Genomic DNA, 26,791 nt, shown 5'->3' with positions numbered 1-26,791 from the left:
CGTGATGATGGATCTCGCGCAGAGCTGTGCCGTGGTCGACGGCGTACTGATCATCAAAAAGGAATTAGGGTGGACCTCCCACGATGTCGTGGCGAAGGTGCGGCATCTTCTCGGCGGAGTGAAGGTCGGTCATGCCGGCACTCTTGATCCTGCCGCAACGGGAGTCTTGCCCGTGCTGATCGGGCGGGGAACCCGCATTGCCGAGTATCTCGTCGAGTGGGATAAAGAATATTGTGCCGTGCTTCGGCTCGGCGAAACCACCGACACGCAGGATGCGACGGGAACGGTCCTCGCCAGGCAGGCGACGGAACATCTGACATCAGCGGCGATTCATGAAGCGGTCGGTCGATTTCTCGGACCGATTGAACAAGTTCCTCCGATGTATTCGGCGGTAAAAGTCGCAGGCGTTCCTCTCTATAAGTCCGCTCGTGCGGGCAAAACGATTGCACGGGACGCCCGAACCATTGTCATCCACACCCTTGAGGTGTTGGGGATCGAGGGTCGGGATGTGTCGTTGCGGGTCGTCTGCTCCAAAGGGACCTATGTGCGGACGTTGTGTGCCGACATTGGAGCAGCCTTAGGCGTCGGTGGTCACATGTTGGCGTTGGAGCGAACGCGAGTGGGGCCCTTGACGATCGACCAGGCGCTGACGATCGACGAGGTGGCTACCCGTCATGCCCTCGGCCGGTTGGGAGACGATCTGTTATCGCTGGATCTGTCGTTAAATCGGTTTGCGCTGGCGGTGGTGGATGAACAGACCGCTGATCGCGTACGACATGGCGCTCCAGTGCCTGTGGGAAAAATCCTGCGTTGGGAGGGGGCGGCTGCTGGCGAGCGCCAGCCACATATGCCGGTTCGCATCCATGATATCGACGGGCGATTGATTGCGATCGGGAAGTGTCCGGCGAATGCGGGAGATGCGCTCAAGGTTGAGAAGGTATTAATCGATCAGGACGTATAAGCGTTCGTTGTGGATGACGGAAAGGAACAGAAAGGAAGGAAACCATGGCATTACTCAAAGAAGCAAAAACTGAATTGATCAAACAGTATCAGCAGCATGAGACGGATTCCGGTTCACCGGAAGTCCAGATCGCGGTGTTGACCACCCGGATCACGTATTTGACGGAGCATTTCAAGACCCACAAGAAGGATCATCACTCGCGGCGTGGCCTGCTGCTCTTGGTCGGCCGCCGTCGGCGGTTGCTCGACTATCTTCGTGGCGTCAGCGATGCGCGGTATCGTGCAGTGATCGAGCGATTGGGCATCAGGAAATAGTATCCCGTCCCGCTGTCACGCCAGGAGGCGCAACAGCGGGACCGTAGTCGTCAGTCGCACAGGTGAACACGGACAGAGACTGGAGTGTTCCTCATCGCTCGAGTCCCTCTCTGTGGGCATCTGTGGGGCCTAACCAGAGGAGACTCAGATGGTACACACAGTTGAAATAGAGGTTGCGGGGCGCATCTTGCGACTCGAAACCGGTCGTGTGGCACGACAAGCAGACGGTTCGATTTGGGCTACGTACGGCGACACGGTCGTCTTGGCGACGGCTGTTGCGTCACAGACTGCCAAGCCAGGCATCGATTTTCTCCCCCTCACCGTCGATTATCAGGAAAAATCCTTCGCCGCCGGAAAGATTCCCGGCGGGTATTTCAAGCGGGAAGCGCGTCCATCGGAAAAGGCCGTGCTGACCAGCCGGCAGATCGATCGGGGACTCCGTCCGCTCTTTCCCGAGGGCTATTACTTCGAGACCCAAGTCATCGCGTCAGTTCTTTCGGCCGATCAAACCGGCTCCTCCGATATTCTCGGCATTATCGCTTCCTCTGCTGCCCTGACTGTTTCAAATATTCCCTTCGATAATCCGATCGCGGGCGTGAGGATTGGGCGGCTGGACGGCAAGTTCGTGGTCAACCCTGATCTTGAGACGGTGGCGAAGAGCGAGTTGCACCTCGTAGTGGCGGGGACGGCTGATGCGGTCATGATGGTCGAAGCAGGGGCGAACGAACTGTCCGAAGCCATCATGCTCGAAGCGATCGAACTCGCCCATAGCGAGATTAAGAAGATTGTGGCCAAGATTCGCGAACTGCAAGTGCTTGCCGGCAAGCCGAAGCGGAAGGTGGCGAAGGAACAGATCGACTCCGCGCTTGCGGCGCAAGTGAAGACGCTGGTGGCGCAAGGTATTCGTGATGCCATCATGATTCCCAACAAAGCGGCCAGGCAGGAGCGGTTGGATGAGGTCAAGAACGACGCGGTCCAAAAGCTCAAGAGCGCAGACGATCCGAATCGGGAGCGGCACGTCAAGCTGGTGTTCCATGAGTTGGAATATACCGAGGTCCGGAACATGATCCTGGAGAAGGGATCTCGGGCGGATGGACGTGGCCCTGCTGATATCCGTGCGATCACCTGCGAAGTCAGCGCGTTGCCCAGGACACATGGGTCGGCGATTTTCACCAGAGGCGAGACCCAAAGTTTAGCGGTGGTCACCTTGGGGACCTCGGACGACGAACAGCGGATCGATGCATTAGAAGGGGAGTACATGAGGACCTTCATGCTCCATTACAATTTTCCGCCGTTCAGTGTCGGTGAAGCACGGCCGCTTCGCTCGCCGGGACGTCGGGAAGTGGGTCATGGTGCATTAGCGGAACGGGCGTTGGCCCCGGTGATTCCGAGCAAGGAAGCCTTTCCCTACACGCTTCGTATCGTGTCGGACATCCTTGAATCCAATGGGTCGTCGTCGATGGCGACCGTCTGTGGCGGGAGCCTTGCGTTGATGGATGCCGGCGTGCCGGTCAGCAAAGCTGTGGCCGGGATCGCGATGGGATTGATCAAAGAGGGCGACCGGGTCATGATTCTCTCCGATATTCTCGGGCTTGAGGATCACCTGGGCGATATGGACTTTAAGGTCTGCGGAACCAGGCAGGGCGTCACGGCCCTACAGATGGATATCAAAATCGGCGGGATTACGTCGGCCTTGATGCAGAAGGCGTTAGAGCAGGCGAAAGCTGGTCGTTTACACATTCTGGGCTGCATGGAGAAGGCTCTCCAAGCGCCGAGAACCACCCTGTCGGCTTACGCGCCCAGGATCTTCACGATGAAGGTGAAGCAGGACAAGATCCGTGAAATCATCGGGCCGGGCGGCAAGACGATCCGCGGCATCATTGCGGATTGCGGGGTCAAGATCAATGTCGATGACAGCGGAACCGTGACGATTGCGTCGGTCGACGGCGCTTCGGCCGAGAAGGCCAAAGAAATGATCAGCCGGATCACCGAAGAAGTCGAAATCGGAAAGATCTACATGGGCACGGTTCGAAAGATCATGGATTTCGGCGCGTTTGTCGAGGTCCTTCCGGGAACCGACGGACTGGTGCATATCTCGCAGTTGGCGCACCATCGGGTCCAAGCGGTGTCGGACGAGGTGAAGGAAGGGGATCAAATCTTGGTGAAGGTCATGGAAGTGGACCGTCAAGGGAAGATCCGCCTGAGCCGCAAGGAAGCCATGCCGGCTCCGGCTGGGGCTGCTGCGCCTGATCCATCAGCCGGGTAACTGTCTTGTATCGCAAGCTCGTCCTGGACAACGGGGTGCGGGTCGTAACCGAGCGGATGCCGACGTTAAAGTCGGTGACCGTCGGTGTATGGGTCAACACCGGGTCGCGGGACGAGCAGCCTCTCCAAGCGGGCTATTCCCATTTTATCGAGCACATGCTTTTTAAGGGGACGCGCAAGCGTTCCTCCGCCGAGATTTCGCGTGAAATCGACGCACTCGGCGGAGAGATGAATGCCTTCACCTCGCGTGAGACGACGACCTATTACGTGAAGGTGCTGGATCAGCAGCTACCTCAAGCCTTAGAGCTCCTCTCCGACCTGTTTCACCATTCCCGGTTCGTACCCAAAGACATCGAAAAAGAGAAACAGGTCGTCCTGGAAGAAATTCGCATGGTGCAGGACGATCCGGAAGATCTCGTGCAAGAGCTTCACATGGGGCAAGTGCTGGGGCGTCATCCGCTCGGTCGCTCTATCTTGGGCCGGGAGAAAACGGTCAGAGGGCTGCGACGCCAGGATCTGCTGAGCTATATCGAGGCCCACTACGATTCGAGTCAGACCGTGGTGTCGATCGCCGGGAACTTTGAGCAGGACAAACTTGATCTCCTGGTCGCGAAGTATTTCGGCAAGGGCCGATCTGCCAAGGCGACTCCTGCCAACGGGCGCCGTCCTCCTGACTTGCGCGGCGGTGTCCTGCTGAAGAAGAAGAAGTTAGAACAAGTCCATCTGTGTCTAGGCCTCAAAGGCGTTTCCGCCGGACATCAGGATCGGTATGCCCTGTATGCGCTGAACAGTGTGTTGGGGGGCAGTGTGAGTTCGCGATTATTTCAGGAAGTCCGGGAGAAACGAGGTCTCGTCTATTCCATCTACTCCTATTTGTCCGGCTATTCCGACGGTGGCATGATCACCGTATATGCAGCGACCAGACCGAAAGAAGTGGATCGTGTGGTAGATCTCGTCTGCCGTGAAATCAGACGGGTGGGGAGCAAGGGCGTTGTTGGAAAAGAGCTTGAGCGGGCGAAGGTTCAGATGAAGGGCAGCCTCATGTTGAGTCTGGAGAGTTCACATAGCCGCATGAGTAAATTGGCCAAGGATGAATTGACATACGGAAAGCATACGTCGCTGGACGATATGCTGGCGCGCATAGATCGTGTGAGCGAAGAGCAGATGTTCAACGTGGGCCGTCAATTTTTCAACGTGGACTCCCTCGCCATCACCGGGTTGGGCCCTCTCGCGCCAGGTACGCTTCAGTCTTATAGATGAGAATTTTCTAATAGATGCGAGTCGAGTGCTCAAATATGGCAAAATCTGCGAGAGCGCTAGTTGTCGTAAATATTTGATTATTAATCATTATTATGACTAAATTCGAATCTATCCACAGGACAAACATTTCCTTGACAGTATTTCGTGGTTTCAGTACCATGACGGAACTTTTTGACAACGATTCTCAATCGAGGGACTCAACGCGAGAGAGAGCAAAGGAGGTGGCGAAACCCATCGCTCGTGATTGGAGGATCTCTGAAACCGTTTCTGTTCATTCATCGTACTTAAACTAGTGTCCATCGGTTATTTCGGTTGTTATTTTTATGAAGGAGGGACTAGGTATGAAAAGGGTTGCAGTTTTAGCCTCCGTGGCAATGTTGTCCATGTTCGGTATGTTGACGGCTGAATTCGCCGTGGCGGCCGATGCGCCTGGGGCGGGTCCAGTTGATAACATCGTCGGTGGAAAGCCGATGAAGGGTGAAGTCACCAAGACCTTGAAAGGTCGTGTCTGGTCACAGTGGGCAGATAATCCAGATGGCGAGTTGCTCTTCGGGATTCAATATTGGAACACCGGTGAGCCGGCGTCAGGGACCCCGAACGGCCGTTCGTCCTCCGATCTCGACGTGAAGCCACCAGATCCATTGTTCTCTTGCTGCGGCTGGGGCTTTGTGGGCGGAACCGATAAGAACAATCCTTATTCCGGTTGGTACCATGCTGCCACGACCGTTCGTCTGGCAGTGAAGGACAAAGCGTTGATGGACCAGATCATCAAGGCCTCCCAGGAGCTCGTGGCCATGGAAGTGAGCCTGGACGGTCGGACGATCACCGGGTTTAAGGTTATTAAGTAATCGACCTCGACAAGCCTTAATTCATTTATGTCCAGCAAGGAGGACGCGATTATGAAGTTTCATGCGAAAGGTTGGGCCATGGTGGCCGCTGTAGCGCTGGGGGTATCCGTAGCCTCCACTGCGTTAGCCATCGAGTCATTCCAGGAGCGTTTTGAGTGGGGAGATTTGAGCAAGCCGACGACCCTTCAGGGTCGCGTCATTGTCCTCGATCACTACGATGAAGCGGTCTGGATCAACGTCTCTGTGTTCGGCGGGGCCGCTGAGAGCGGTTTCTTCTGGCAGAAGATCCACCCGGGCAAGACCCTGAAGTTTTACGCGGACAAGGGTGCCTGGGATGAGTTGAAGAAGATGGGCCGCCCCCATGCTGGTCCTGCTGCAGCGAAGGAAGTTCCGCCTTCCAGCACGACCGACCTGATCGAGTTTACCGTGACGGAGCCAGAGCAGAATCACCGCGTCATTTCTTCGATCAAGAAACTTCCGGAAGTGGCTGGTTCGATGGGGAAGCCGCTCAGCATCTCCGGTCTGCGTTTGAAAGAGTGCGCGGGGCATAGCGAAGTTGAAGCAGGCTGCGCCGCAGCGAAGCAGCAGCTCAACACCTCACCGAAGTCTCCTGATGGGGCCCTTATCCCTATGCAATATGATGTGTTGATCCCAGGCGGTCAGCCAGTTGCAGGGCTCATTCCCTGGACCGCGAAGTACAACTTGGGCACTGCTGCTCACTAAGCTGAGCCAGTCTCTGTTTGTAAAGGCGGCATCTCCGAAAGGGGATGCCGCCTTTCTTATTTGTCGCGACCGTCTTGGCCGGTTGGCCCGATCCGGCGTTGGATGTCAGCGAGGCGGTTGAGTGCATCGAGCGGCGTCATGGAGAAGAGGTCGATTTGTTTCATTTCCTCGATGATTGGATGGGGCTTGGGCAGTGAAGTCTGTGGTGTTTCTCTCTCCAACGATACGGGCGTACCCTCGATGGTGGTATCCGGTTGCTCCAGTTGGGCGAGGACTTGTTGCGCCCTGGCAATGACCGTGGGAGGGAGCCCTGCTAGTTTCGCCACGTGAATGCCGTAACTGCGGTCTGCGCCGCCCGGTATAATCTTACGCAAGAAGACCACGTCTCCATCCCGTTCCTGGACCGCCACGCAATAGTTTTTAATCCCTTCCCGTAACCCTTCCAGTTGCGTCATCTCGTGATAATGCGTGGCGAACAAGGTTCTGGCTCCCACGTGCTGACGGTCTTGAATATGTTCCGCAATGGCCCAGGCGATGCTAAGTCCGTCGTAGGTGCTGGTTCCTCGACCGATCTCATCTAGGAGAATCAAGCTGCGGGACGTCGCACTGTTTAAGATATGAGCCGACTCGATCATCTCCACCATGAAGGTGCTCTGGCCGGCGGACAGGTTGTCGGAGGCGCCCACACGCGTGAAAATCCGATCGACTAATCCAATGTGGGCCTCGGTCGCCGGCACGAAACTTCCGATTTGCGCCAACAAAACGATCAGTGCGACCTGGCGGAGATAGGTGCTTTTCCCCGCCATGTTGGGCCCGGTGAGGATCACCAGCCTGTTCCCCTCACAGTCGAGGGCTGTGTCGTTAGGTACGAAGGTGAGATCACTGCTGAGCTGTTCCACGACAGGGTGCCGGCCTTCCAGAATGAGGATCGTGCCGCTCTCATCGACGAGTGGTTTGACGTAGCGATGTAAGGCGGCGGTCTCGGCCAAACCGGCGAGGACGTCGAGCAACGCAACGGTCTGGGCCATCGCTTGAAGGCGAGGCACCTCATTCGCTAAACGACTGCGGACCTGATCAAACAGTTCCTGCTCGAGCGCCAGCAGTTTACTTTCAGCGCCTGTGACCCGTTCTTCCAACTCTTTAAGTTCCGCTGTCATGAATCGTTCGGCATTCACCAGCGTCTGTTTGCGAATGTAATCAGGCGGGACTCTGGTGAGGTGAGTCTTGGTAATTTCGATGTAGTAGCCGAATACTTGATTGTAGCGAACCTTCAACGAATCGATTCCCGTTCGTTCCCGTTCTTTGGATTCTAGCGAGGCGATCCAGCCCTTGCCTTCGGTGCTGGCCTTGCGCAGTTCATCGACTCCGGCATGGTATCCCTCTCGAATCACGCCGCCGTCACGGAGGGACATCGGCGCATCCGGCTTGACGGTCTGCTCAATCGTGTCATGGACATCGCGGCAGTCGTCCCAGGACTCACGGACAGCGGCCAGCAGCGAAGCGGAGAAGGGTTGGAGGTGGGACCGTAATTCAGGCAGGGCGCTTACGGATTGTTTCAATGCGAGTAGTTCGCGAGGTCCTGCAACACCGAGCGTCAGGCGGCTGCTGAGACGGGCGATATCTTGCACATCGCGGAGTGTGGTCCTGAGCGACACCCGTTGTTGTATCCGGTCTTTCAACTCGCCAACTGCGTCCAGACGAGCCTGAATGGCGCCTTGGTTGAGGAGTGGCCTGACGAGCCAATCGCGCAACAGGCGACTGCCCATCGCCGTTGCAGTACGGTCCAACACCGACAGAACCGTCGACTGGTCCTGTCCTGATCGGGGCTCGCCGAAGCCGAGGGGCCGCACGAGTTCGAGATTGCGAATCGTCGCGCTATCCAGATGCATGGAGTCGCTGCTCCAGCGGGTCTGCAGACGGCGGAGATGCGCAAGCGAGGCGGTCGGCTGGGTCTCACGAACGTATCGCAGAACTGCTCCGGCAGCTCCGATCCCGGCGGTCAGGCCGCGGCAGCCGAATCCGTCGAGCGACTGCACCGCAAACTGTGTCTGGAGTAGTTGCGCGGCGTCTTTGGGATGGAAGGCGGCCGAAGGTTGTGCACAGAGGCGTGGCCCACGCAGGTGAGCCAGGCAGGTTCCGGCCTGTGCCGTGGAATCTTGATGTAAGACTTCCCGCGGTTCCAGTCGAGCCAGTTCATCCAAGAGTTGAGTTTCCGCCTGCGCCCCATGGAATTCCGTCATCCAAAACTCGCCCGTGGAGACATCCAGACAGGCCAGCCCAATGACGGATTGTCCCTTGGACGATGAGGCCATGGCATCGGAGAAGGCCACTGCAACCAGGAAATGCGATTCGCCGGGAGAGAGGAATTCGGTATCGACCAACGTGCCAGGTGTATAGAGACGGACGACTTCTCGGCGCACGAGACCCTTTGCGAGTTTCGGGTCTTCCACCTGTTCGCAGAGTGCGACGGTTCGTCCGGCCTTAAGGAGCTTCGCGATATAACCTTGCGCGGCATGGTACGGCACGCCACACAATGGAATAGGGGTGGCGCTGGATTTATCGCGAGACGTGAGGGCAATGGAGAGCAGTTTTGAAGCGACCTGCGCATCCTCGTAAAACATTTCGTAAAAGTCGCCGACGCGGAATAACAGGATGGCGTCGGGATACCCGCGTTTGATTTCCCGGTATTGCCGCATTAACGGTGAGGCGTCTGCGTCACTCATCGTGTCGGTCTCTTTGTGGTTCGCCGGTCATAGTGGGCGGAGTGCGGCCGGTGACTTTATCGAGCGAGAGGCGTAGCCGTTCTAAGTCCACTTCAGCCTCTTGCAGCGCTTTGGTTTTTCGTCGGAGTTCGATCCGGCCTCTCACCCATGGAGGAAAGAGCAGAATGCCGGAGACCAACAGTCCCACCGCGAAACCAGTGAGGATAGGCTTGTAGATCGGCGTTGAAGCTTCGAGCAGACCGAAGAAGTACCGGAGCGTCACTTCCTGTTCCTGATTTTGAAGGAAAAATGCCAGGGAGAGGAGGAGTAGGACCCCGACCAGAATCAGCCTTATCATGACCTCGTTGTCCCCTTCTTGTCCGAGCCTTGGTGCGGTGGTGCCTGATATGTTTTGCGCGCTCGCGCGAGGGCATCCTCAGACGTTGGACCTGTGGCATTCAACTGAATCGATCGACTCTGCGCGGTACGATGACTCAGGGTCACCTCAATCCGGTCCTGCGGCAGCAGGTCAAGGCCCTTGTCCGCCCATTCGATGGCTGTCACGGTCTGGCCAGAGAAATACTCCATCACACCTGTCGATTCAAGCTCGCGGAGCGAGCGGATGCGATACCAATCCATGTGGGCCAGTGGCAGCCGCCCCTGGTATTCGTGAATCACGACGAAGGTCGGGCTGGTCACTGCCGTTGGCGATGCGCCAAGACCCTGCGCGATTCCACGAACGAGCGCCGTCTTGCCGGCTCCGAGCGGTCCGTAGAGTGCGATCGTTTCCCCTCCCCGAAACGTACGTCCGAGCACTTGGCCTAACCAGTCGGTCTGCTGGTGCGAGGAGGACGTCAGTTTCCACGGCAGGCTCGACGTGGCGCGGCGGCGAGCGGCAGGCTCTGTTGCCTTGGCTGACTTAGTGACGTTCAATCGTTTTGGTTCGCTGGAGCGCATAGGGAATCTGGGCAATCAGGTCACTGGCGAGCATGCCGGCCTGCCCGAGTTGTTGGGCGGCCATGTCGCCGGCTGACCCATGAAAATAGGTGGCGGCACAGGCGGCGTCCCATGCGGGAACCCCTTGCGCCAGTAAGCCGACAATCATGCCGGTCAACACATCGCCGGTTCCAGCCGTGGCCATGCCGGGATTCCCCGTCGGGCAAATGGCGACAAGCCCATCGGGGCGGGCAATGACAGTTCGTGCGCCTTTTAGGACGACGAACACACCGCGTTCTCTAGCGAACCGCCTGGCCGTGCCGATGCGGTCTGCATTGACGCTCTGCGTGGTGGCATCAACTTCGAGCCGGGCCATCTCGCCAGGGTGCGGAGTGAGAATGGGCGGCGTCTGACATTCGGTCAACAACGAAACGCGGCCAGTCAACGCGTTGAGCGCATCGGCATCGAGGACGGAGGGTCGGTCCAGATATTTCATCAACGACTGCACGAGTTCAACGGTCTCAGGGTGGGTCGAGAGTCCGGGGCCGATGGCGATTGCCGTACGTGCCTGGATGAAGGCGGCGACACGATCGAGTCCTGATCGAGCCAATGTGCGTGCTTTGGTTTCCGGGAGCGGCAGGGTCATCGCTTCCAGCAGCTTGGCCTCCAGTACATCGCTGACGCTGCTGGGAGTGGCGACGGTCACCAGTCCGGATCCGATTCTGAGAGCCGCCTGAGCCGCTAAGGCCGCTGCGCCGGTTTTTCCCACGGAGCCTGCAATAATTCCTGCATGGCCAAAGGTCCCTTTATGGGCGGAGAGCCGGCGCTCCGGAAGGGTTGTAAAGGCGCTGTCGCTCGTTAGCAGCAGTGTTCGGCTCTCGATATCGTCCACAAAGGCAGAGGGAATGCCGATATCGACGACGCGGATGGCGCCGGCCCGGTCGATCCCTGTACCGACATAGAGCCCAAGTTTTGGGAGGCCTAAGGTAATGGTCAACGTGGCGCGGATCGCTTGCCCGAGGATGGCGCCGCTGTCGGCATGGAGACCGGACGGGAGATCGATGGCGATGATGGGTTTCCCGGCTCCGTTGATGAGTTCGATGGCTTCACGATAGGTCCCGGTTACTTCGGAGGATAAGCCGGTTCCAAGGAGGGCATCGACGAGGATGTCGCTGGAGGCGAGAAGGGATCGTGTTTGGTCAGCAGAGCGGAATCGAACAGTTGCGGCTCGGCCTGCAACCCGAACGAGTCGACGATACATAATTGTGGCATCGCGGCTGAGCTCGGTGACCGGCGTGAGGAGCACTACGTGCACCTTTGCACGTCGGCGGCGCAGGAGGCGAGCCACAACCAATCCGTCTCCTCCGTTGTTCCCTTTTCCGCAGAGGATGGTAATGGTCTTGCCGCGTGCTGGCCCATAGTGCTCTTCCAGATGCCTGACAATGCCCTCGCCGGCCCGTTCCATCAAGACGGCACCGGGAATATGCGCCTCGGTGATCGTGCGGCGATCGAGCGACTGCATCTCGGCTCCCGTCACAATCTTCATCTGTGGCCTTGCGTGCGGGACCGATACCGCATGAGGAATCGGGTGGGTGCGGGGAGGAGAAATATCGTTTCGCTACGTCGCAATGTCATGACAAGGGTGAATCGTGTGGTCCATGGAGGAACGAAGATGATATCGCGGCACGATGGGTTACCCGAGCAACGCTTTCATTTCCCTGACGGCTTGGTCGAGGCCCACCAGAACCGCGCGGGCAATGATGCTGTGACCGATGTTGTATTCGACGATTTCAGGAATGTGCAGCAACCGTGTCACGTTGCGATAGTCCAAGCCATGTCCGGCGTTGACGCCCATGCCCAGCTTGTACGAGAGTTTCGCGGCCTGTGTAATGGCTTCCACTTCGGCATCGGCTTCTTTCGAGCGTTTGGCATTCGCATAACGACCGGTATGGAGCTCGACGAAGTCCGCTGAGACTCGGTGCGCGGCTTTGACCTGAGCCAAATCCGGTTCGATGAAGAGACTGACGGGAATACCGCCATCGTGGAGCATGGTGACGATCTGCTGGATGCGATCTCTGTGGCCGGCCACATCCAGGCCGCCTTCCGTCGTGAGTTCCTGACGCTGCTCCGGGACGAGCGTGACCATATCAGGTTTAATGGTCAGGGCAATTTTGGCCATGGTCTCATCGGCAGCCATCTCCAGATCGAGCTTGGTACGGATGAGTTCTCGCAAAAGGCGAAGATCGCGATCTTGAATATGCCGCCGATCTTCTCTGAGATGGACGACAATGCCGTCGGCGCCGGCCAATTCCACTAGCACGGAGGCGGTAAGGGGGTCCGGGTCGGTTCCGCCACGGGCTTGCCGCAACGTGGCCACATGGTCGATGTTCACCCCAAGTCGTGGCACGGATCCTCCGTTCTGGCGATGTAAAGCAAGAAGAAGCTGAGTTGCGTGATGAGTGCGAACGTGTTCCACGTTGTAACAGAAATTGACTGGGAGGGGCAAGGATTGGGAGGGGTAGTCGGTGTTGTGCTGGTTCAGTCAGTTTGAAGGGTTGGAATGTCGAACCCCACAGAATCACGGGATAATTTGACTCGACGCGCCCCTCGCCATTAGAATAGGTCCCCTGATAGAGCGGCGGGCGGTTTCTGTGCGCCTTCCTGCATACATGAATTGTCGGCAAGGGATACGATGGGACTAGGCGACGGATTTTATCGCATCAAACGGCTACCGCCGTATGTGTTTGCCCAGGTGCAGAGCCTCAAGCTTGAGGCTCGCCAACAAGGTGAAGACATTATCGATTTCGGAATGGGCAATCCTGACCAACCGACGCCGAGCCATATCGTCGAGAAGATGATTGAGGCGGCGCGGAAGGGAAAAAACCATCGCTACTCGGCCTCGCGTGGCATCACCAAACTGCGGCATGCGATCACGGGGTGGTATAAGCGGAATTACAACGTCGACCTGGACCCTGAGACCGAGACCATTGTGACGATCGGGTCCAAGGAAGGGTTGGCGCATTTGGCCTTGGCGCTGATCGGGCCAGGCGACGTGGTCCTGACGCCGACGCCGACCTATCCCATTCATATGTACAGTTTTATCATTGCGGGGGGAGAAGTTCGCGGAATCGAGTTGCGTCAGGACAGTGACTTCTTTGATGATTTACAGCGAGTCTACCGCCAGACGTTCCCGAGGCCGAAGATTTTGGTCATCAATTTTCCGCACAACCCCACCACTGCCGTGGTGGATCTTGAATTTTTTAAGAAAATTGTCGCCTTTGCCAAAGAGCATAGTGTGATTGTCATTCATGACCTGGCTTACGCGGACTTAGTGTTCGACGGATATAAGGCGCCGAGCTTCTTGCAAGCTCCTGGGGCGAAAGATGTCGGCGTCGAATTCTATACCCTCTCGAAGGCCTACAATATGCCAGGTTGGCGTGTGGGCTTCTGTTGCGGCAATCGTGAGGTTGTTGGCGCTCTGGCCAAGATTAAGAGTTACCTCGACTATGGCATTTTCCAGCCTCTGCAGATCGCCAGCGTCATTGCGCTGAATGGACCACAAGAATGTGTCAAAGAGACGGTCTTGCGCTATCAGAAGCGCCGGGATGTATTGGTCGGCGGCCTGAATCGCATCGGATGGCAGGTGACGAAGCCCGTGGCCACCATGTTTGTCTGGGCCAGGATTCCGTTGCCCTATCGATCGATGGGCTCGTTGGAGTTTTCCAAGCTTCTGCTCCGCGAGGCGAAAGTGGCGGTGTCTCCCGGGATCGGGTTCGGGGAAGGCGGGGATGAATATGTGCGTTTCGGCCTTGTCGAAAACGAACATCGCACGAGGCAAGCGGTGCGCGGCATTCGCAAGGCCTTGAAGCTTGGGGGGGCGGAAGAATGATCTCGCGTGTGAGCGTCGGCATCATTGGATTTGGCACGGTTGGGACGGGCGTCGCGAAGATCCTCTTGGAGAATGCCGCCTTGATCAGCCGCCGGGTTGGTGTGCCGATCGAGCTCGTTCGGATTGCGGACCTTGATGTGACGCGCGACCGTGGGCTGACCCTGCCGCCCGGCCTCCTCACGACCGATGCGAAGCAGATTCTGAACGATCCCTCGATCGACATCGTCGTGGAGTTGGTTGGAGGCTGCGACTTTGCCAAACGCATCATTCTGGAATCCATTGCAGCCGGGAAACATGTCGTCACGGCGAATAAGGCCTTACTGGCGATACATGGAGAAGAGATATTTGCCGCGGCGTCCAGCAAGGGAGTCGACCTGGGTTTCGAAGCGAGCGTGGGAGGGGGGATTCCCGTCATCCAGGCCTTGCGAGAGGGGCTGGCGGCCAACACGATCCAATCCATTTATGGGATCATCAACGGGACGGCCAATTACATTCTCTCGCGTATGACCCATGAAGGTCAGAGCTTTGAGGCGGTCCTCGACGAAGCGAAGAAGGCCGGTTATGCCGAAGCGGATCCGACCTTCGATGTCGCCGGTATCGATTCGGCACATAAGCTGGCGATCCTGGTGGCGCTGGCCTATGGAACACCGGTGAATGTGAAAGAAGTGTACACCGAGGGGATCACGCATATTACGCCTCTCGATATCGCGTACGCCAAAGAGTTCGGCTGTACGATCAAGCTGCTCGGCATTGCCAAGTTGGTGGGCAACGAAATTGAGGCCCGAGTGCATCCGACGATGCTGCCGTCTTCGTCTCCGATCGCTCAAGTCGAAGGGGTCTACAACGCGATTCAACTCGTCGGCGATGCGGTGGGGGATGTGGTGCTCTATGGCCGTGGTGCGGGGTCCATGCCGACGGGCAGTGCGGTGGTCGGCGATCTCATCGCCATCGCGCGTAATCAGTTACAGGGAGCGGCTGGGCGAGTGCCGCCCGCCTCATTCAAGCAGGACCAGCGGCGTCCGCTTCGTATGCGGCCGATGGAAGAGATCAGCTCGCTCTATTACCTCCGGTTTATGGTCCTGGACCGCCCCGGGGTGTTGTCGCAGATTGCAGGGGAACTGGGCCGGTGCGGCATCAGTATTTCGTCGGTTCTCCAACAGGGGCGACGCGAAGGACAGACGGTTCCAGTCGTGATCAAGACCCATACCGCGACAGAGCGCGATGTCCAAACGGCGTTGCGGGCGATCAATCAGATGGCGTTTATTTCAGAGCCGACGACGTTGATTCGCGTCGAAGGCAAGGACGAGTGATGCGATGATACGCTGGCGTGGCTTAATCGAAGAATATCGGAAGTTTCTTCCCGTGACTGAACGTACTCCCGTGGTGACGCTTGGTGAAGGCAACACGCCGCTCATTCGGGCGACCAGGCTGGCCAAGCAGATCGCTCCGGGCATCGACCTCTATCTCAAAATCGAAGGTGCGAATCCCACAGGATCGTTTAAGGACCGCGGCATGACGATGGCAATCTCAAAGGCCGTTGAGTCCGGTGCTAAGGCGGTGATTTGTGCCTCCACAGGGAATACGTCTGCTTCTGCCGCAGCCTATGGCGCGAGGGCTGGGCTGGCGGTCTATGTATTGATTCCTGCCGGGAAGATTGCGATGGGCAAGTTGTCTCAGGCCATGATGCATCAAGCCACGGTCATTCAGATTGAAGGAAATTTCGATCAGGCCTTGACTATCGTGAAGGAATTGTCGGTGAGCCACCACATCGAGCTGGTCAACTCGCTCAATCCCTATCGGATCGAGGGGCAGAAAACCGCCGCGATGGAGGTCTGCGATCAGCTTGGCGATGCCCCGACCATTCATGTGCTGCCGGTCGGGAACGCCGGCAACATTACCGCCTATTGGAAGGGATACCAGGAATACCGTGCGGCCAATCAATCCACAAGACTGCCTCGCATGATTGGGTTCCAGGCGTCCGGTGCGGCGCCCATCGTGCTGGGCCACATCGTGGAGAATCCGCAGACCGTGGCCACGGCGATCAGGATCGGTAATCCGGCTAGCTGGCAATCGGCGTTGGATGCCGTGAAGGAATCGTCCGGGGCAATCGATTCGGTGACGGACGAAGAAATCCTTCAGGCCTATCGGGTGGTGGCGGCGACGGAAGGCGTCTTCTGTGAGCCGGCATCCGCCGCATCGGTTGCCGGCGTCATAAAGTTGAGCAAGCAGGGCGGGCTTCATGAAGGCGAGATCGTTGTCTGCACTTTGACGGGCCATGGATTGAAAGATGCCGATACGGCGATCAGTGTATCGGTCCAACCGAAAACCGTTAGAGCGACGCGGGAGGATGTCGCTCGTCTTTTAAGGGTGTAGATACAATGCGAGCAGGGCTTCGATGAAATATGTGATTCTCCATGCCGACGGGATGGCAGACCATTCTCGGCAGGAATTGGGCGGACGGACTCCTCTTCAGGTGGCCTCAACTCCTCACCTCGATCGCCTCGCGCAAGCCGGGGAGCTTGGACTCCTAGCCTCGTCGCCTGAGCATCATCGGCGTGGGAGCGGATTGATGGGGACGGCCATTCTCGGATACGACCCCAAAAAATACTACCAAGGTCCCGGCCCGTTCGAGGCAGCCAGTCTGGGGGTTGCCGTCGGCGAGCAGGATGTGGCCTATCGCTGCACGATGGTCACGTTGCGGGCAGACGTGCAGTCCGGGAGCAAAGGTGGATTAAACGAGATCAAGAAACTGGGGCCGCATGTGGTGATGGACGATGCGACCGCCGGCCTGATTTCGACTGAAGAGGCTCGCGAATTGATTGAGGCGATCAATGAGCAGCTCGGGTCTGAGATGATTCAGTTCTATCCCGGATTAGGCCATCGTCATCTCATGGTGTGGGGCAATGGGAAGTCACGAGCCGTCTGTACGGATCCACAATTATTGGTTGGTCGACCGATTGCCGATGCCTTGCCGACGGGAGAGGGAGCGGATTTTCTCTGGAAGCTCATGGACGCGTCGTTTCAGATTTTGCGTGATCATCCCCTCAACGAAGAACGGAGTGCGGCGGGACAGAAGCCGGCCAATTGTCTCTGGCTCTGGGGCGAAGGCCGTGCCCTGTTCTGGCCAAGCCTTTCTGAACGATTCAAGATGGCCGGTGTCGTGGTCTCTCAGAGCGATGTCCACCGCGGCCTTGGCATCATGGCCGGGCTTGAAGCTGTAGATGGCTCGCGATTGGCCGGTGCAGATCTTCGTACCCAGGCGGCGGTTGCCCTGGAGGAACTCGTCAAAAAAGATTTTGCCTACGTGCATGTGGAGTTGCCTGACGAGGTGCTCTATGGGTCGGATGTCGCAGCGAAGGTGAAGGCGATCGAAGCGATCGATCGCGAGCTGGTCGGGCCGCTGCTCGAAGGGCTGGCCAAATTGGGCTCCCATCGTATCGTGGCCTTCTGCGATTCCGGCAACGTGCAACAAGGTCAGGCTGCAGAAGGTCCCGGGTTTTTCGCCTATTGTGACAGTACGGTGGCTCCCTCTGTGGGAGCCGGACGGAGATTTATCGAAGCCGATGCTCAGGCTTCGACCGTGCCGTCTCGTGATGCGACGAAGTTCATCGTGCGATTATTCGCAAGAGGATCCTGACGACCGTGGCGCTGATTGTCCAGAAATATGGAGGGACTTCCGTCGGTACGATCGAGCGGATCCGTTGTGTGGCCGAACGTGTCGAGCGAGCACATAAGGATGGCCATCGTGTCGTGGTGGTGCTGTCCGCGATGAGCGGCGAGACGGATCGGCTGCTTCGGTTGGCGCATGAAGTCACTCCACTGCCGGACGATCGTGAACTCGATATGCTGTTGTCGACCGGAGAGCGGGTGACGATTGCCTTATTGGCGATGGCCTTGCGGGCCAGGGGACTCGATGCCCAATCGTTTACGGGCCGTCAAGTCGGAATTATGACCGACAGTGCCCATACGAAAGCCAGGATTACCAGGGTGAGCGCCGATCGAATTCGAGAGGCTCTGCTCAACGGGGTTATCCCGGTGGTTGCCGGTTTTCAAGGGATCAACGAGCAGTCGGATGTCACGACGCTGGGGCGCGGAGGCTCCGATCTCACGGCCGTTGCGTTAGCAGCCGCGCTGAAGGCCGATCGATGCATCATCTTTACAGACGTCGACGGTGTCTATACATCGGACCCCAATATCGTGCCGGCGGCTCAACGCATCGACAAGATTTCCTATGAGGAAATGTTGGAAATGGCTAGTCTGGGCGCCAAGGTGCTGCAGAGCCGCTCCGTCGAATTTGCCGCAAAGTTCAATGTGCCGGTGGAGGTGAATTCCAGCTTCAAAGAAGGAAAGGGGACGCTCGTGACGCGTGAAGATGAGGACATGGAAGCGGTCGCGGTGTCGGGAGTGACCGGCGACCGGAATCAGGCGAAAATCACGATTGTGGGCGTGCCGGATAAACCAGGTATTGCATCGAAAGTCTTTGGGCCGGTGGCGAAGGCCCACATCAATGTTGATATGATCATCCAGAATATGGGCCAGTCCGGGATGACCGATATTTCCTTCACGATTCCACGGGTCGATATCAAGAAAGCGCTACCGCTGATTCAGGACGTGGCAAAAGGGATTGATGCCAAATCAGTCGCTGTGACCGAGGCGATTGCGAAGGTCTCGCTGGTCGGCGTCGGGATGCGTTCCCATTCGGGCGTTGCGGCCAAGATGTTCGATGTGCTGTCGGGGGAAGGTGTGAATATTCTTATGATCAGCACGTCGGAGATCAAGATCTCCTGTGTCATCGATGAAAAGTATGTGGAGCTTGCCATGCGTTCGCTACATACCGCCTTTGGGTTGGATCAGCCGCTGGCCGTGGACCGGGCCGCGAAGTAACGAATTTTTGATGCTGTGAGTTTCAGTCAGGATTGTCCTGCTCCCGTACATTTTTTATGGCTCGAAAAACACCTCAGTTACGATCCTCACAAGGCAAGCCTGACGCTTCCCCATCGTCCGGTCTGCCTTCTCCTGCCGCAACGCCGGCAGTATTGGAAATCTACGACACCACGTTACGGGACGGAGCTCAGGCCGAGGATGTCAGTTTTTCGGCGGAGGATAAGGTTCGGGTCGCACAACAGTTAGACGGGCTTGGCGTACAGTTCATTGAAGGCGGGTGGCCCGGCGCGAATCCAAAAGACATCGAATTCTTCCGGATGATCAAGACGATCCCGTTGCAGACGGCGACAGTCGTGGCATTCGGATCGACCAGAAAAGCCAGCAATACGGTACAGGCCGACCCTAATATCAAGGCATTGTTGGATGCTGAGACCAAGGTCATCACGCTCTTCGGGAAAAGTTGGTCATTACACGTCACCGACGCGCTCGGTATTTCCCTCGCGAAGAACCTGGAAATCATTAGAGACTCAGTGGCCCATCTCCGCTCCAAAGGTCGGCGGCTGTTCTATGACGCGGAGCATTTTTTCGACGGGTACAAGACGAACCCGGACTATGCGCTGGAGACGATTCGCCAAGCGGTGGCCGCCGGTGCCGAGCGGGTGATTCTCTGCGATACCAATGGCGGGACGATGCCCTGGGAGATCAAAGAGATTTGCCAGATCGTTCGGCGGGAATGTGCCGTGCCGTTGGGGATTCACGCGCATAACGATTGTGAAATGGCGGTCGCGAACTCCCTGGTGGCGATCGAAACCGGTGTCCTGCAAGTACAGGGAACGATTAACGGGATTGGCGAACGGTGCGGCAATGCCAATCTCTGTTCGATCATTCCCAATCTTGAACTGAAGATGAAACGGGTGGTGCTGGGAGAGCGGTTGAGCCATCTCAAGCGGGTTTCTGGATTCGTGACTGAAATCGCGAACCTCATGCCCAACACGCATCAGCCGTACGTGGGAGATTCGGCGTTTGCCCATAAGGGCGGGATCCATATCCATGCTGTACTCAAGAATGCCGCCACCTATGAACATGTGATTCCCGGGTTAGTCGGGAACCGCCAGCGTATGTTGGTGTCGGATGCGGCTGGTCGGAGTGGATTGCTAGAGAAAGTCGAGGCCTATGGGATCAAATTGGACAAGAGCCACGCCAAGTTGCAGGAATTAATCGATGTGCTGAAGGAGCGTGAAAGTCAGGGTTACCAATTTGAGGCGGCAGAAGGTTCCTTTGAGTTGCTGATGCGAAAAGCGATGGGGACCCACAAGTCGCCGTTTCAACTCCTGGGCTTTCGGGTGATTATCGAAAAAAAACAAGACCATGGCGCCTCATCGTCGGAAGCCACAGTGATGGTGAAGGTCGGCGACGTGATGGAACAAGCGGCAGCGGTTGGGGCTGGGCCGGTCAATGCGCTCGATCATGCGTTGCGGAAAGCGTTGGAGAAATTCTACCCCCAACTCCGAGAAGTCAAGCTGCTCGACTATAAAGTGCGCGTGTTGTCGGCCAACCGTGGGACCGAGTCCAAGGTTAGGGTATTGATCGAATCAGGCGATCATAAGGATAAATGGGGCACCGTCGGTGTATCCGAGAACATCATGGAAGCAAGCTGGCAAGCGCTGGCGGACAGCATTGAGTACAAGTTGCTGTCAAAAGACGCATGAATACTGGTGAGTCTTGCATATTTGTCCTTGACAGTACCCCTAACCTCACGTAACTTATAGCGAAACTGACCATTGGGCGAGTCGGGCTGAGAGCCGACCGTTCGAGAGGCTTGTAGAGGCATCGGAGGGGAAAGTATGAGGAAAGCGGATATCGCGAACGAAATCTACAAGCAGGTCGGTATTTCAAAGAACGAAGCCGCAGATATTGTCGAACTTGTGTTGAATATGTTGAAGGATGTGTTGCATAAGGGGGAGTCGGTTAAGATTGCCGGATTTGGAAACTTTGTGGTGCGCAGCAAAGGGGCTCGGAAGGGTCGAAATCCTCGAACGGGTGAAGAAATCGGGATCACGCCACGCCGTGTTGTGACCTTTCGTCCCAGTCAAGTGTTTAAGAAATACGTCAATTCATAGCGCCGTTCACTCACCTTAACTCATCCCACCACGAGGACCGGTCATGGGGAACGAGCCCAGGCTGGGCAGCAAGGTTTTTTATAAAATCGGCGAAGTGAGCCAGATCGCCGAGCTGCCGGCTTACGTGCTCCGATTCTGGGAGTCGGAGTTCCCGTTTCTGAAGCCCAAGAAAAGTCGTGGGAATCAGCGCCTCTATGTCAGGCGGGAAGTCGAAACGGTGCTGGAGATCAAGCGGATGCTCTATGAAGAGGGGCATACCCTTGCAGGGGTGAAACGATATTGGGCCAGGCGAGGCCGGGTCGCAAGCCAGCAGCTACGGCCCAAAGAGCTCGCGCAGAAGCTGAGAGGGAATCTCCAGGCGATTCTCAAAATTCTGGAGTCGTATTAAGCGAACCCACGGTCCCGATTCGTCTCTTTCAAGCCGGTTGCATTCCGGGCGCTTCCAAGGAGACAATGCGGGAGTCGGTGATATTGCATAGAGCCCGTCGGGGCGTGGCGCAGCCCGGTAGCGTACTCGCTTGGGGTGCGAGTGGTCGGCCGTTCAAATCGGCTCGCCCCGACCAAAATATCGAGTGCTGAGGACTGAGACGAATAGGATAGTCGTGAACTCGGTTCTCAGCACTCAACACCGAAACAGAGAGCTGCCGCTGGCAGCTTTTTTATTTCTGGCGGAACGATGCGCATTGTAGTCACCAACGATGATGGGATTCACTCGCCCGGGTTGACGGCGCTGGCCAAGGCCTTATCCAAGGTGGGCGAGGTATGGGTCGTGGCGCCGGATCGTGAGCGGACCGCAGCAGCCCATGCGGTGACGCTCCATAAACCGCTACGAGTGCAGCAGTTGGGGCCGCGGATTTATGCGGTCAGTGGCACGCCGGTCGATTGTGTGAATCTGGCCGTGCTGAAACTTCTGCCTGCACCGCCCGACCTCCTCGTGTCGGGAATCAATCGAGGCGTGAATCTCGGCGACGATGTGTTGTATTCAGGAACGGTGTCGGCCGCGATGGAAGGAACGATTCTCGGTATTCCCTCCATGGCTGTCTCTCAGGAGGGGCAGGAGCATTTTTATTTCGACGCCGGGGCCCGGTATGCCGTTCGTATTGCACGTCTGATTATGAAAGAGGGTTTGCCGGATGAAACGCTGGTGAACCTGAATATTCCTGATCGGCCGTTCAAGTCCATCACCGGAGTCCGAGTCACCTGTCTCAGCCGCAGGCGCTTTCACAATCCGATCATCGAGAAAGTCGATCCTCGTGGTAGGACGTACTATTGGATCGCCGGGACTCGTGTGTCCTGGAGCCGAAGCAAAGATGCCGATCATGAGGCGCTGGAGCAAGGTGCGGTTTCGCTCACACCCATTCACCTTGATACGACCAATCACGCGGTGCTGGATCGATTCCGGACGTGGGAAACGGTGCGTCGACCGGATACGCGTCAGGTGACTGCAGCCGTAACGCCAAAGGGCAAGAAGAGGGGTTAGGTCCTGTGGGGCATTTGATCGAAGCGATCATCACGGAACTCAGCAGGTTCGTCGTATCGATGATCTCGAGGTTCGAATACACCGGGATTTTCCTTACCATGGCGATCGAGAGCGCCTGCATTCCTTTGCCCAGCGAAATCATCATGCCTTTTGCCGGGTATCTGGTGACGACGGGACAGTTCACGATGTGGGGCGTGACGTTGGCCGGTGCTCTCGGGAACGTCGCTGGGTCGATTGTGGCCTACTATGCCGGTGTGTGGGGCGGTCGGCCGTTCGTCGAGCGATACGGACCCTATATGTTGGTATCGCGAACTGACATCGAGATGGCGGATCGATGGTTCGCCAAGTATGGCGAGGCAGCGGTATTTTTCGGTCGTATGCTCCCAGTCGTCAGGACCTTCATCTCGTTGCCGGCCGGCATTGCCGGGATGAATATTTATCGGTTCGTGCTCTTCACCTTTCTCGGTGCGCTACCCTGGTGTTATCTCCTGGCCTATATCGGTGTAAAAATGGGACAGGAGTGGGAACATCTGAGAGACTATTTCCATCAGTTCGACATCGTGATCGGCTTGAGCTTGGCGCTCATGGTGGGCTATTTTCTCTGGTCCCATTGGCCGAAGCGCCGCATCACTCCGGAGTTGTAATCAGCCCATGCTTTCGATCTACAACACACTCACGGGGGAAAAAGAGCCGTTTCACTCGCTCCAGCTGAAGACCGTTCGAATGTATGTCTGTGGCGTGACCGTCTACGACTATTGCCATATCGGTCATGCGCGGAGCGCGCTCGTGTTCGATGTGATCCGACGCTATCTGGAGTTCAGCGGCTACCAGGTTGAATTCGTCAAGAACTTCACCGATGTGGATGACAAGATTATCAAGCGGGCACATGAACGGGGCGTGTCCTGCGACGTCATTACCGCTGAATTTATCGAGGCCTACTATCAGGACATGGGGAAGCTGGGCATTCGGCGGGCGACGAATGAGCCGAAAGCCACGGAACATATGGCCGAAATCATTGCGCTGGTCGGCACGTTGATTGAGAAAGGTCTCGCCTATCCAGTGGCCGGTGATGTTTATTTCCAGGTTGAAAAGTACCAGGCCTATGGCCGCCTCTCGAAACGGAAGCTCGAGGATTTGCAGGCCGGTGCCCGAGTGGATGTGGATGAACGAAAGCGTCATCCGATGGATTTTGCGCTGTGGAAGGGCAGCAAGCCGGGCGAGCCGTCATGGGAGAGTCCTTGGGGGCCAGGGCGACCGGGCTGGCATATTGAATGTTCCGCTATGGCGATGCGCCATTTAGGTGAGACGTTCGATATTCATGGTGGGGGAATGGATCTTATTTTCCCTCATCACGAAAACGAAATCGCCCAGTCATGTGGGGCGACAGGAAAAGAATTTGCGCGCTACTGGATTCACAACGGATTTGTGCAAATCAATCATGAGAAGATGTCCAAGTCCCTGGGGAATTTCTTCACGATCAGAGAGATCTTTGATAAATCCGAGTGGCCGGAGGATATCGCCGGAGAGATGCTGCGCTACTTTCTCCTCGCGACCCAATATCGTGGCCCGCTCGATTTTTCCGATCACGCCATTAAGGAAGCCAAGCAAGCGTTAGATGGATTCTACGATCTTTTCACGCGACTGACAGAGTCAGCAGAAGAATCCTCGGCTGACAAGGGGCTGACCGAAGTGATTGAGCAATGCCGAGTCGCATTTCGAGAGGCGCTGGACGATGATTTCAACACGCCAATGGCGCTCGCGGCTGTTCAGAAACTGAGAAGTGATGCCAATAAGCTCGTGGAGCAGGGGCTGTCAACGAAGGCGCGACTGCAGGCGCGCGCGGCTTTTAGGGAGCTGGGTTCTGTCCTGGGGCTCTTTCAATTAGACGCGTGGCGGTTTAACTCAGTTAGAGTTCCAGTATCCGAGGTTGTGTCTGTTCAAGAGGACGTACTTGCCTTAGTCATCGAAAGTCTGTCCGATACTAATATCGACGCGAAGCTCAAGGAACGAAATGAAGCCAGGAAACAGAAATATTTCAAGAAGGCCGACGAGATTCGTCAGTTCCTCGCCTCCCGCGGCATCGTCATTGAAGATAAGCCAGACGGCACCAGTCGCTGGAAGCGATAGTCCTCAGGATCTGATCTACGGGCTGCATGCGGTGCGTGAGGCCTTGCGTGCCGGCACGCGTCCATTGCAGCGGCTGATTTTGATGCGAACCGATCGGCAGTTTGCCGATCTCGTGCAGTTGGCGAAGGTGAAGAGAGTCCCCGTTCATATCGAACCTCCCCCTGCGTTTGCGCGATTGGTACCGACCGGGAATCATCAAGGCGTCATCGCCTACATCGCGGCCAAATCGTTTAGCACGACGGAGGATATTCTCGACCGGGCGAAGACGCGGGGCGAGAAGCCATTCCTTGTGCTTCTCGACGGGGTCGAAGATCCTCATAATTTAGGCGCGGTCTTGCGGACAGCTGAAGCTGCCGGTGTTCATGGGGTCTTTATTCCGGAACGGCGTGCCGTCGGTCTGACGCCGGTGGTGGCGAAGGTTTCAGCCGGGGCGATCGATCACATTCCCGTCGGCTGCGTGGCCAATCTGATTCGTTTGATTCAGGATCTGAAAGAGGAAGGCCTCTGGGTTTATGGCGTCGATCCGCAGGCGGAGAAACTCCACACCGACATCGACATGACAGGGCCGATTGCGCTGGTGTTGGGAGGAGAGGGAGAAGGGATTCGTCCTGGCGTGCTGGGGGCCTGTGACGACCTGATTAGGATTCCGATGTTGGGCAAGGTGCAGTCGCTGAATGTCTCGGCTGCCGCAGCTGTCACCCTGTTCGAAGCGGTCCGCCAGCGCCGCAGAATCGCAGCGCCGGCGGCGAAGCCTACCGGATCTTGATCGTCCCGTCTTGGATTGCGGTTTTGAGTAGCTGCGCGGTATTCGACACACGCATCTTTTTCATCATGTTGGCCCGATGGGCTTCGACGGTCTTGACGCTGATCTTGAGCCGCTGCCCGATTTCCTTGTTTTTGAACCCAGCCCAAATCAGTTCAAGGATCTCCTGCTCGCGACTGGTGAGGGATTCTGGCCGTTTCTTGCGTGGTGGCGGGGCGAGGTTCGCCAGGGACGGCTTGGGCTTCGTTTTCGTCTTCGGTTTTGGCTTTGCAGCCGGTGCGGTCCGTGCCATTATCGTGTTCTCCTTTGATGAATGAAAGAGTGCAGTATAATTAAACTTGACGGAGAACTTCGCAGGAGTAAACCCTCGCCAAGCAGGAAGTAGATTATAGAGAACTCCTACGCTATAAGTAAATTCAGGGAGATGGCCCTAGAATAACTACCTAGTCTTTTTCATTTGGCATGCGAAGTGCGTCGCCCGACGTTCCGAGCTGTTGATGGGCTCTGAGTCGATTATGCAAGAATGGCCGCTCTATCTTCTGGTCGGGACCCTCGGCGCGCTGAATGGTAGTTTTCTCAACGTCTGCATCTATAGACTGCCTCGTGGCGAATCGATCGTCTGGCCCGGTTCGCATTGCCCCTCATGCACTCACCCCATCGAGTTCTACGATAATATTCCGCTGATGAGTTACCTCTGGCTTGGAGGCCGTTGCCGGGCTTGCCGCACATCCATTTCGATTCGCTATCCCCTGGTCGAAGCCGCCAATGCACTCGGCTATCTCACGGTCTTGTGGTTCTTCGGTCCCAGCTGGACGGCCGTCCTCTATGCCTTGCTGTTTTCTGCGTTGGTCGTGGTGACGGGAACAGATCTCACCCATAAGATGATCCCTAATGTCATTACGATACCTGGCATGATGGTTGGACTTCTTGGCGCAGCGACTGTTCTGCCGGTTGGTATGGTCAATTCGGTGCTTGGCCTCACCATTGGAGGCGGCATCCTCTGGCTCTTGGCCTGGCTGAGTCCCTATCTGTTTGGCAAAGAGGGAATGGGTGGGGGCGATATCAAGTTGCTGGCGATGGTCGGTGCGTTTCTTGGCTGGAAGCCTGCGCTCCTCACGATCATGATCGGTTCACTCACTGGGTCTGTCATCGGCATTAGCTTGATCGCGCTACGCATCATCAAGCGTGATGACTATATCCCCTTTGGTCCCTTCCTTGTTTTGGGGGCCCTCCTCTCCATGTTTTTTTCCCAGCCACTCCTCGATTGGTATCAAGGTCTCCTCGGTCCTGGCTACTAATACTCCACGTAGTATCTATTTTGGCATCCCCCTGTATCTGAAATAGTAATTGGCTCTCCAGTACTCTCTCTATTTGTTACTGAGGACATGGGCCCGCTCCGCCACCATTTCTTCTCGCGATGATGTGAAACCCCGTGAACTTTCGAAGTTTTCTACATTCCATCTTCAGTAAGTATTCATCCGTATAGTCGTAGGCATGGGTCTTGGAGACAGGTTGATCA

25 protein-coding genes and 1 tRNA gene are annotated in these 26,791 nt (G+C 56.8%); 20 read left to right on the top strand and 6 right to left on the bottom strand.

Going from position 1 to position 26,791, the window contains the following annotated elements:
- Positions 1 to 4: 4 nt before the first annotated feature.
- The 6 genes from truB to Q7U76_14190 all read left to right on the top strand — a co-directional run bounded on the left by truB (position 5) and on the right by Q7U76_14190 (position 6,371).
- Positions 5 to 961: a tRNA pseudouridine(55) synthase TruB gene (gene truB, locus Q7U76_14215; GenBank protein ID MDO8357538.1), complete on the top strand. Its 957-nt coding sequence runs from the start codon at positions 5 to 7 to the stop codon at positions 959 to 961.
- A 44-nt stretch (positions 962 to 1,005) separates the two neighbouring features.
- Positions 1,006 to 1,275: a 30S ribosomal protein S15 gene (gene rpsO / locus Q7U76_14210; GenBank protein ID MDO8357537.1), complete on the top strand. Its 270-nt coding sequence runs from the start codon at positions 1,006 to 1,008 to the stop codon at positions 1,273 to 1,275.
- Between the two features lie 148 nt (positions 1,276 to 1,423).
- Complete coding sequence (gene pnp / locus Q7U76_14205; protein ID MDO8357536.1) at positions 1,424 to 3,541, top strand: polyribonucleotide nucleotidyltransferase; 2,118 nt, start codon at positions 1,424 to 1,426, stop codon at positions 3,539 to 3,541.
- A 5-nt stretch (positions 3,542 to 3,546) separates the two neighbouring features.
- Positions 3,547 to 4,800 (top strand): pitrilysin family protein, encoded by a 1,254-nt coding sequence (locus Q7U76_14200; protein ID MDO8357535.1) that lies wholly within the window; start codon positions 3,547 to 3,549, stop codon positions 4,798 to 4,800.
- Positions 4,801 to 5,141: 341 nt separating this feature from the next.
- A complete protein-coding gene (locus tag Q7U76_14195) occupies positions 5,142 to 5,648 on the top strand; it encodes a hypothetical protein (GenBank protein MDO8357534.1) in 507 nt (168 codons plus the stop codon).
- A gap of 51 nt (positions 5,649 to 5,699) precedes the next feature.
- Positions 5,700 to 6,371, top strand: a complete 672-nt coding sequence (locus Q7U76_14190) for a hypothetical protein (protein MDO8357533.1) — start codon at positions 5,700 to 5,702, stop codon at positions 6,369 to 6,371.
- A 56-nt stretch (positions 6,372 to 6,427) separates the two neighbouring features.
- On the opposite strand, the gene mutS is transcribed toward Q7U76_14190, so the two are convergent.
- The 5 genes from mutS to Q7U76_14165 form a co-directional block, all read right to left on the bottom strand.
- The gene (gene mutS / locus Q7U76_14185) at positions 6,428 to 9,094 is read right to left on the bottom strand and encodes a DNA mismatch repair protein MutS (GenBank protein ID MDO8357532.1); all 2,667 of its coding nucleotides are present in this window, start codon (positions 9,092 to 9,094) and stop codon (positions 6,428 to 6,430) included.
- On the bottom strand, positions 9,087 to 9,431 hold the full coding sequence (locus Q7U76_14180) for a LapA family protein (protein MDO8357531.1): 345 nt from the start codon (positions 9,429 to 9,431) through the stop codon (positions 9,087 to 9,089). Before Q7U76_14180 ends, mutS begins: the two co-directional genes overlap by 8 nt.
- Positions 9,428 to 10,030 carry a tRNA (adenosine(37)-N6)-threonylcarbamoyltransferase complex ATPase subunit type 1 TsaE gene (tsaE, locus tag Q7U76_14175; protein MDO8357530.1) on the bottom strand — a complete coding sequence of 201 codons (603 nt, stop codon included), beginning with the start codon at positions 10,028 to 10,030 and terminating at the stop codon, positions 9,428 to 9,430. Before tsaE ends, Q7U76_14180 begins: the two co-directional genes overlap by 4 nt.
- Entirely contained in the window at positions 9,993 to 11,555 is a 1,563-nt protein-coding gene (locus Q7U76_14170) for an NAD(P)H-hydrate dehydratase (GenBank protein MDO8357529.1), read from the bottom strand. The genes tsaE and Q7U76_14170 overlap by 38 nt, the downstream gene beginning before the upstream one ends.
- A 147-nt stretch (positions 11,556 to 11,702) precedes the next feature.
- Positions 11,703 to 12,416: a pyridoxine 5'-phosphate synthase gene (locus Q7U76_14165; protein ID MDO8357528.1), complete on the bottom strand. Its 714-nt coding sequence runs from the start codon at positions 12,414 to 12,416 to the stop codon at positions 11,703 to 11,705.
- Positions 12,417 to 12,701: 285 nt separating this feature from the next.
- Between Q7U76_14165 and alaC the strand changes: the two genes are divergently transcribed.
- From alaC to rlmB, 13 genes are all read left to right on the top strand, one after another.
- Positions 12,702 to 13,898: an alanine transaminase gene (gene alaC / locus Q7U76_14160; protein MDO8357527.1), complete on the top strand. Its 1,197-nt coding sequence runs from the start codon at positions 12,702 to 12,704 to the stop codon at positions 13,896 to 13,898.
- A complete protein-coding gene (locus Q7U76_14155) occupies positions 13,895 to 15,208 on the top strand; it encodes a homoserine dehydrogenase (GenBank protein MDO8357526.1) in 1,314 nt (437 codons plus the stop codon). Before alaC ends, Q7U76_14155 begins: the two co-directional genes overlap by 4 nt.
- A 4-nt stretch (positions 15,209 to 15,212) precedes the next feature.
- Positions 15,213 to 16,271: a threonine synthase gene (gene thrC / locus Q7U76_14150; GenBank protein MDO8357525.1), complete on the top strand. Its 1,059-nt coding sequence runs from the start codon at positions 15,213 to 15,215 to the stop codon at positions 16,269 to 16,271.
- Positions 16,272 to 16,293: 22 nt separating this feature from the next.
- Entirely contained in the window at positions 16,294 to 17,535 is a 1,242-nt protein-coding gene (apgM, locus tag Q7U76_14145; GenBank protein MDO8357524.1) for a 2,3-bisphosphoglycerate-independent phosphoglycerate mutase, read from the top strand.
- A gap of 5 nt (positions 17,536 to 17,540) precedes the next feature.
- A complete protein-coding gene (locus Q7U76_14140) occupies positions 17,541 to 18,782 on the top strand; it encodes an aspartate kinase (protein MDO8357523.1) in 1,242 nt (413 codons plus the stop codon).
- Positions 18,783 to 18,838: 56 nt separating this feature from the next.
- Complete coding sequence (cimA, locus tag Q7U76_14135; GenBank protein ID MDO8357522.1) at positions 18,839 to 20,491, top strand: citramalate synthase; 1,653 nt, start codon at positions 18,839 to 18,841, stop codon at positions 20,489 to 20,491.
- A 135-nt stretch (positions 20,492 to 20,626) separates the two neighbouring features.
- On the top strand, positions 20,627 to 20,902 hold the full coding sequence (locus tag Q7U76_14130) for an integration host factor subunit alpha (protein MDO8357521.1): 276 nt from the start codon (positions 20,627 to 20,629) through the stop codon (positions 20,900 to 20,902).
- Positions 20,903 to 20,945: 43 nt separating this feature from the next.
- Positions 20,946 to 21,290 carry a MerR family transcriptional regulator gene (locus Q7U76_14125; GenBank protein MDO8357520.1) on the top strand — a complete coding sequence of 115 codons (345 nt, stop codon included), beginning with the start codon at positions 20,946 to 20,948 and terminating at the stop codon, positions 21,288 to 21,290.
- A gap of 98 nt (positions 21,291 to 21,388) precedes the next feature.
- A tRNA-Pro gene (locus Q7U76_14120) sits at positions 21,389 to 21,465 on the top strand.
- A gap of 113 nt (positions 21,466 to 21,578) precedes the next feature.
- Positions 21,579 to 22,382 carry a 5'/3'-nucleotidase SurE gene (surE, locus tag Q7U76_14115; GenBank protein ID MDO8357519.1) on the top strand — a complete coding sequence of 268 codons (804 nt, stop codon included), beginning with the start codon at positions 21,579 to 21,581 and terminating at the stop codon, positions 22,380 to 22,382.
- Between the two features lie 14 nt (positions 22,383 to 22,396).
- The gene (locus tag Q7U76_14110; protein MDO8357518.1) at positions 22,397 to 23,026 is read left to right on the top strand and encodes a DedA family protein; all 630 of its coding nucleotides are present in this window, start codon (positions 22,397 to 22,399) and stop codon (positions 23,024 to 23,026) included.
- Positions 23,027 to 23,033: 7 nt separating this feature from the next.
- Positions 23,034 to 24,509 carry a cysteine--tRNA ligase gene (gene cysS, locus Q7U76_14105; GenBank protein ID MDO8357517.1) on the top strand — a complete coding sequence of 492 codons (1,476 nt, stop codon included), beginning with the start codon at positions 23,034 to 23,036 and terminating at the stop codon, positions 24,507 to 24,509.
- Positions 24,469 to 25,275, top strand: a complete 807-nt coding sequence (gene rlmB, locus Q7U76_14100) for a 23S rRNA (guanosine(2251)-2'-O)-methyltransferase RlmB (protein MDO8357516.1) — start codon at positions 24,469 to 24,471, stop codon at positions 25,273 to 25,275. Before cysS ends, rlmB begins: the two co-directional genes overlap by 41 nt.
- Here rlmB and Q7U76_14095 read toward each other — a convergent pair.
- Positions 25,262 to 25,564 (bottom strand): LuxR C-terminal-related transcriptional regulator, encoded by a 303-nt coding sequence (locus tag Q7U76_14095; GenBank protein ID MDO8357515.1) that lies wholly within the window; start codon positions 25,562 to 25,564, stop codon positions 25,262 to 25,264. The two genes, rlmB and Q7U76_14095, sit on opposite strands and share 14 nt — an antisense overlap.
- A gap of 223 nt (positions 25,565 to 25,787) precedes the next feature.
- Here Q7U76_14095 and Q7U76_14090 point away from each other — a divergent pair, with 223 nt between their 5' ends.
- Positions 25,788 to 26,570, top strand: coding sequence for an A24 family peptidase (locus Q7U76_14090; GenBank protein MDO8357514.1), 783 nt, complete (start codon positions 25,788 to 25,790; stop codon positions 26,568 to 26,570).
- The last annotated feature ends 221 nt before the right edge of the window (positions 26,571 to 26,791 follow it).

The sequence above is a fragment of the Nitrospirota bacterium genome (assembly GCA_030645475.1).
Taxonomy (GTDB): Bacteria; Nitrospirota; Nitrospiria; order Nitrospirales; family Nitrospiraceae; genus Palsa-1315.
The sequence above is the reverse complement of the archived record's forward strand: the minus strand, read 5'-3'. Positions and strand labels throughout refer to the sequence as shown.